This window comes from Actinokineospora sp. (assembly GCF_052390155.1).
GTDB lineage: Bacteria > Actinomycetota > Actinomycetes > Mycobacteriales > Pseudonocardiaceae > Actinokineospora.
The window spans coordinates 41,059-47,185 of the sequence record NZ_JBQTHF010000070.1; the positions used below are offsets into that span (position 1 = coordinate 41,059).

At 69.9% G+C, this 6,127-nt stretch carries 8 protein-coding genes and 1 CRISPR repeat array; all 8 genes read left to right on the forward strand.

Going from position 1 to position 6,127, the window contains the following annotated elements; genetic code table 11:
• The 8 genes from ACT4N7_RS23370 to ACT4N7_RS23405 all read left to right on the forward strand — a co-directional run bounded on the left by ACT4N7_RS23370 (nt 1) and on the right by ACT4N7_RS23405 (nt 4,659).
• Nucleotides 1-279 (forward strand): hypothetical protein, encoded by a 279-nt coding sequence (locus tag ACT4N7_RS23370; protein ID WP_444830971.1) that lies wholly within the window; start codon nt 1-3, stop codon nt 277-279.
• Nucleotides 276-839, forward strand: a complete 564-nt coding sequence (locus ACT4N7_RS23375; RefSeq protein WP_444830972.1) for a helix-turn-helix domain-containing protein — start codon at nt 276-278, stop codon at nt 837-839. Before ACT4N7_RS23370 ends, ACT4N7_RS23375 begins: the two co-directional genes overlap by 4 nt.
• The gene (locus ACT4N7_RS23380) at nt 836-1,018 is read left to right on the forward strand and encodes a hypothetical protein (RefSeq protein ID WP_444830973.1); all 183 of its coding nucleotides are present in this window, start codon (nt 836-838) and stop codon (nt 1,016-1,018) included. Before ACT4N7_RS23375 ends, ACT4N7_RS23380 begins: the two co-directional genes overlap by 4 nt.
• 160 nt (nt 1,019-1,178) lie before the next feature.
• On the forward strand, nt 1,179-1,517 hold the full coding sequence (locus ACT4N7_RS23385) for a hypothetical protein (RefSeq protein ID WP_444830974.1): 339 nt from the start codon (nt 1,179-1,181) through the stop codon (nt 1,515-1,517).
• A 114-nt stretch (nt 1,518-1,631) separates the two neighbouring features.
• Complete coding sequence (locus tag ACT4N7_RS23390; protein ID WP_444830975.1) at nt 1,632-2,414, forward strand: reverse transcriptase domain-containing protein; 783 nt, start codon at nt 1,632-1,634, stop codon at nt 2,412-2,414.
• Entirely contained in the window at nt 2,411-2,962 is a 552-nt protein-coding gene (locus ACT4N7_RS23395; protein WP_444830976.1) for a formylglycine-generating enzyme family protein, read from the forward strand. Before ACT4N7_RS23390 ends, ACT4N7_RS23395 begins: the two co-directional genes overlap by 4 nt.
• Nucleotides 2,963-3,287: 325 nt before the next feature.
• The gene (locus ACT4N7_RS23400; RefSeq protein ID WP_444830977.1) at nt 3,288-4,145 is read left to right on the forward strand and encodes an endonuclease/exonuclease/phosphatase family protein; all 858 of its coding nucleotides are present in this window, start codon (nt 3,288-3,290) and stop codon (nt 4,143-4,145) included.
• Between the two features lie 121 nt (nt 4,146-4,266).
• Nucleotides 4,267-4,659, forward strand: a complete 393-nt coding sequence (locus tag ACT4N7_RS23405; protein WP_444830978.1) for a DUF4192 family protein — start codon at nt 4,267-4,269, stop codon at nt 4,657-4,659.
• Between the two features lie 316 nt (nt 4,660-4,975).
• Nucleotides 4,976-6,036: a CRISPR direct-repeat array (repeat unit 36 nt; unit sequence GCCTCAATGGTGTCCGGCTGGGAGCACCGGAATCAG).
• Nucleotides 6,037-6,127: the final 91 nt, after the last annotated feature.

Here is a 6,127-nt window from a genome sequence, read left to right on the forward strand (position 1 = left end):
GTGGAGTCCGATGTGGACGACGGCGTGCGGTGGGGTGTCAGCTCGATCTACCGGGGGCGCGCGCACCTGCTCTACGACCACGACCGGGCCGGCCTGTGCGGGCTGCCCACCACCGAGGTGTTCTGCCAGCGACCTGCCGCGTTGATCTGCCCCGAATGCGCCATCGCCTATGTGGCCGCGGTGTTCCCCAGCACCCCACCCGTCCACCCCGGCCGGCCGGTCGCGGGCCGGGCCGTGCCACCGGCATTCCACGACCGAGACCAGACGGGCACATGGTGACCGAGTCCATCCCCGACCCCGTGCCCGCGACGCTGCGTTTGCTCGGCGCCGAGCTCCGCCGGGCCCGTCGAGCACGCGGGTGGACGCTGCGGGATCTGGCCGAGCGGCTGCCCGTCGATATCAGCCGGGCCAGTGTGGCCGGTTACGAGTACGGCACCCAGCAATGCACTGTCCAGCGGCTGATCGAGATCTGCGACGCCCTCGCTGTCTCCGCGCCACGACTACTCGCCCGCGTGTTCACCCACAGCGACACCGAGATCGACCTGCGCACCCTCGCCGGCCACGAACCCGGCGATCACGACGCGGGCGATTTCGGCGAACTCGGCCCGCTGCGCCGCTGGGCACGCGCCACCCTCGATCACAACCCCGCCGCAACCGGCACCGCCCGACTCGACGCCGCCTCCTTCCACGCCCTGGCCACGTTGTGCGGCATCACCCCCGCCGACCTCGCCGGCCGACTCCACCAGTACCGGCCGCGGTCCGCGGCGAGGACACCCGTGACCGGGCCCTTGCACCCGCCGGGCCCGCCATCGGCCGCACGAGGGGAATCCCGGTCATGACACCCGACCCACACCGCCGCCGCACCGAACCATCCACCGTCGAGATCCAGCCCTGGGTCGGCGAGTTCGGCGACGACATCGCCGTCATGGATCGCGTACTCGATTGCCTGCGCAACCTCGGCCCACCCCGCGACCCGCGGGCGAGAGTGCCCACGTCGAGCCCCGGGTCCACCGAGTGACCATCGGTGAGAACCCGCCGCAGGGCTGTACCTGCCCGACCTCCTGCCCATCCCGCCGCGCCAAGCACCAGGCTCCGGCGCGGTCGGGTCCGGGTTTCGCCGTGGGCGCCATTGCGTGCTGCCGCGCCCTCACCGCCGCCGGGACGGTCGGGCGTGATCGGTGACCGCGTTGGCAGTCGGTGGCGTGGTGCTGCTCGGCGTGCTCGTGGTCGGTGTGGCCGCGGTCGGCGCGATTTTGGCGGTCCGCCAACGACGCACGCGCAACCAGCCGATGTTCCGCCGATACGAGCCGTCCGGGTGGGCCGCCCGGTGGGAACGCACCCGCGACGATCCCGACCACCCCCCGTCCGGGGTGTGGCTGCCCACCGACCACGACGAGCCGGACACGTTGGCGCGCCTGGCGATCGAGTGGGAACGGCAGCGGCGCGAGCGCGGCGGCCGACCGGTCCGCGGACCGGCCACCACACCACCACCACAGTGGCCACCTGCAGGCACTTGACCCCGAGGATCGGTGATGACGACACGACCACCAGCGGCGAACACGACACCCACACCGGCAGCGCCCCGGTCCGGTGTCGCACCACAGTGTCCTGCGACGCCCGACCGGTCGCTGATGTCGCTGCTGTCCGAGCGGGCGCTGCGCCGAGCGTTTCGGCAGTGCGCCCGCCGGGAACCGGTGCCGGGCGCGGACGGCATGACCTGGCGGCAGGTGCGCCTGGACTCGACGCACCTGCTGGCGATGCTGGCGCGACAGTTGGCCGGGGGCACCTGGCGGCCCGGCCCGCTGCGCGAGACCCGCATCCGAAGCGGCACCGGCGAAGCGGTGATCGCTCAGGTGCCGCCGGTCCTGGACAGGTTGGTGCACCGCGCGATGCGTAACGCGCTCGAACCGCTGCTGGACCCGGCCTTCCCCGACTGGGTGGCGGGGTTCCGCCCGCACCGCACGCGGATCACCGCGTTGCGGCAAGCCGACATCCACCGTCGAGCGGGTTCGCGGTGGGCAGCCCGCGTCGACGTCGCGGCGGTATCGGAGGGAACCGGTGTCGAGGAAGTCATCGGCCGGCTCGCCGACTACGTCCACGACGACGCGTTCCTTGCCCGGCTGCGGACCGCGTTGGCGGCCATGGCCTCCCCGCTGGCCCCGGGGTCGTGCCTGGCGCCGATGCTGATCGACCTGCGACTGTCGCACGTGGATCGGCTGATCGTGGGCCTTCGGGTTGTTCGGTTCGCCGACAGCTACGTCGCGCTCGCCGGAACCGAATCCGAGGCACAGGACGCGGTCCACGCCATCACCGCCGCCCTGCAGTCGCAGCGACTGCACCCCACCGAGACCACCGGCAGCGTCCGCGCGGACTTCACCGTCGAGGACCTGTTCTTGATCGGGGCGAACCGATGAGTCTGGAATGGATCGAAGTCCCCGCGGGCATCTGCCGTATCGGCGACTACCCGCGACCGGTACCCGCGTTGCTGTGGACCGCAACCCCCATCACCTACGGGCACCTGCCCGACGACGGCCTGCCGCTCGCACCCGGACTGCCGGTCACCGACGTGACCCACGCCGACGCCGCGCGGATCGCCGAACTCCTGGGCGGGCGACTGCCCACATCGGTGGAGTGGCAGTGGATGGCCGCCGGCCCACAACGGCGACCATGGCCGTGGGGCGATGAACCCTTCAGCGTCGAACGCGCGAACCTGCTCGGCAGCGGCCACGACACCGTCACCCCGGTCGACGCCCACCCCGACGGGGCCACCCCCGAAGGACTGCTCGACGTCGCGGGCAATGTCTGGGAATGGACAGCCGACGCCGCCATACGCGACGGCGTGGTGATCCGAGGCGGCTCCTACGCCACACCACCGGTATGTGCCCGATGCACCTACCGCAACACCGCACCCCCCGACCTGCGGTCCCCGGGAATCGGATTCCGCCTAGTGCGCCCACCGTGACATCCCGACACCGGGCGTCCACCCCTCGGTGGAACCGCCCAGCCGTGTCCCAAGAGGACACAACTCGCCGATCTCGCGCCACCGGGTCCCGCAAACCGATCCACAGTAGACGGTGGCCAGCCCCGCCCGATCCTGTCGCCGGGCAACACACACCGCCAACAACACCACCGCCACGGCCGTGGCGACCCCATCCACGCCCGCGCGCTCGCTCCGACCTCCCGCGGCCCCGGCCCGGCCGGCGCCGGCCGGGAGAGCCAGATCGCGCCGCCACCCGCGTCGGCCTCGGACCCGAGACCGGTCTCACCACGAACGGAGACACCACCCGATGGCGCCCTTCCCCGGCGACCAGGCCACCCCGGCCACCATCACCGTGCTCGCCCAGAACATCACCAAGAACAACCTCGACGCCTGGCCCGTCATCGCCGAACGCATCCGCGCCCACCACCCGGACCTGGTGTGCCTCTCGGAGCTGCCCGACTCCCACACCGAGTTCGCCGCGATCGCCGCGAGCCTCGGCCTGGCGAGTCCCGGCCTGGCCCCCTCACGCAGCGGCGTGCGCACCGCCGTGCTCTACAACCCCACCACCCTCGGCACACACATCGGCTGGGAGACCGAGTACGCGCACAAGACCCACCACGGGTTCGGCGTCGCGACGTTCGAACTCGGGCTGCCCTACCCCCTCGCGGTCACCTCCGTGCACCTGGACCCCTTCGCCATCGACTGGGCCCGCGCGGAGGCATCACTGATCGGCTGCCGGGCCCGCCGCCACGGCCCGCTCGCCATCATCGCCGGAGACATCAACTACTCGCCCGCCCACGGCCCCGAACCCGACTTCGACGCCATGGGCGACTGGAACCTCAACCAGCGCACCATCCTCACCGACCCCGAACTCGGCCTCGACCCCATCGCCGACCGCAGCGTCGCCTGGCGAATCAAGCGCTCCGGGTTCGTCGACGTCGCCGAGGCTCTGCACAACACGACCAGCGACGACAACCTCCTCGCGTTCACCGGAGGACACGAGCGCGTCGACCAGATCTGGGTGTCCCGCCCCTTCCTCAACTGCATCGCCGCCTACCGGCTCATCACCCACCCCGACACCGCCACCAACCACAACGGCGTGCTCGCCGTCATCACCCTCGCAGCGCTGCACATCAGCGACCGCGACCGGGCAGGCCACTGGTAACCCACCCCGCGTCCGTTGGCACAAGACACGGCCGCGCATGGCGAAGGAAGGTCGTAGGCGGGGAGAGACCCGTCCCGGTGGGTCGTCACGTTTCGGTGCACCCACACAGGAGGAATCCCCGATGTCCGACCGACCCGACCTGCCCCCGTCGCCTGGGGCACCACTCCACATCGGACTCACCGACCAGGGTGATGTCGTCGCCGCCGTTCCGTACCTGCTCGGTTTCCATCCCGCCGACTCACTCGTCGCCCTGATGCTTGTCGCCGACGGGAACCGGGAAATCCTCGGTCGGGTAGTTCGGACTGACCTGCCGGACCCGTCCGAGCGAGTCCCGTTCTTCCGGCACCTCGCCGCCGTCGCCGGCGACCAGGCAGCCCGGGCGGTGTCGCTGCTCGTCGTGGGCGGACTGGCAGCCGATGGCGGGGAGCCCTTGCCGCACAGGGCACTCGTCGATGTCCTGCGAGTCGAGTACGGCGCACAGGGGTGTCCGCGTCGATCATGCCGTGTGGGCTGAATCCATTGCGGCGGGACAGCAGTGGCTGCGTTACGCGACGGCCCCGCGGGCCCGCGCCTGCGGGTCGTGGTCCACGGTCCCGGTGAACAACGCCCGAATCTGAGACAGAGCCAGATTTCGAGTGCCGTTGACATCACCCGCCACCGACATTTAGCACGCGTTGGCATGTGTTCCGTCATGCGGTTCCTTGACCACCGCCCGTTGATTGGTCGTCGGTCGTTCGACGAGGTGGGGTGCGTTCAGGACTCGCCCGAGCGGATCCGACCTCCAGGTGCCTCAGTCTCGGAGGCCCTCGCGCATTCCGGGCGAAGTCGGCGCCTCAATGGTGTCCGGCTGGGAGCACCGGAATCAGAGCCGGCCAGGCTGTCTTACTGTCTCTTCCGAAAGAACGCCTCAATGGTGTCCGGCTGGGAGCACCGGAATCAGCTGGCATAGAGTTGGAACAGAAGTGATACGCCCGCGCCTCAATGGTGTCCGGCTGGGAGCACCGGAATCAGCCGCCCCCGGTACCCACTGCTCGACCTGGGAATGTCCCGGCCTCAATGGTGTCCGGCTGGGAGCACCGGAATCAGTGTGTCACCCACGCTACCCGATCCCATGCATGCAGGGCCTCAATGGTGTCCGGCTGGGAGCACCGGAATCAGCAGGTCATCGGTAAAGCCGCCAGCGACAGCAGCCCGCCTCAATGGTGTCCGGCTGGGAGCACCGGAATCAGAGCCCAGGAGCGTCTATCTCTTCGTCGCGGCGGACGCCTCAATGGTGTCCGGCTGGGAGCACCGGAATCAGGTCACACCCAGGGAGATCCCATGTCCGAGATCCAGCCTCAATGGTGTCCGGCTGGGAGCACCGGAATCAGAAGGCAATGGTGGGAGTACACCTCGCCGTCTCGCAATGCCGGCCTCAATGGTGTCCGGCTGGGAGCACCGGAATCAGCTGGCACCTCGCCAAGGGCGGCGTGCCCGTCGTCGTGATCGCCTCAATGGTGTCCGGCTGGGAGCACCGGAATCAGCCGGTCGCGGAACACGAACTCCCCGGACGGTCCGACGTGCCTCAATGGTGTCCGGCTGGGAGCACCGGAATCAGCCAGCAGCAGGCCACCGTCCGAATCCCAGTCGACCAGGCCTCAATGGTGTCCGGCTGGGAGCACCGGAATCAGGTGTCCGAGGATCTGTTGGACACGATCGACGAGTACTCGCCTCAATGGTGTCCGGCTGGGAGCACCGGAATCAGAACGCCCATCCAGGAGCTGAACGGCGACGGCGGGCTGACAGCCTCAATGGTGTCCGGCTGGGAGCACCGGAATCAGTGTTGGACACGATCGACGAGTACTCGCTCCAATTCGCCTCAATGGTGTCCGGCTGGGAGCACCGGAATCAGGGCTCGGGGTTTTCGGGCCCTGTGACCTGCGAGGATACCTGAGGTTGCGAGCGGTCCGCGAGGGTGATCGTCGTGGGGGTGGCGCGGGTGG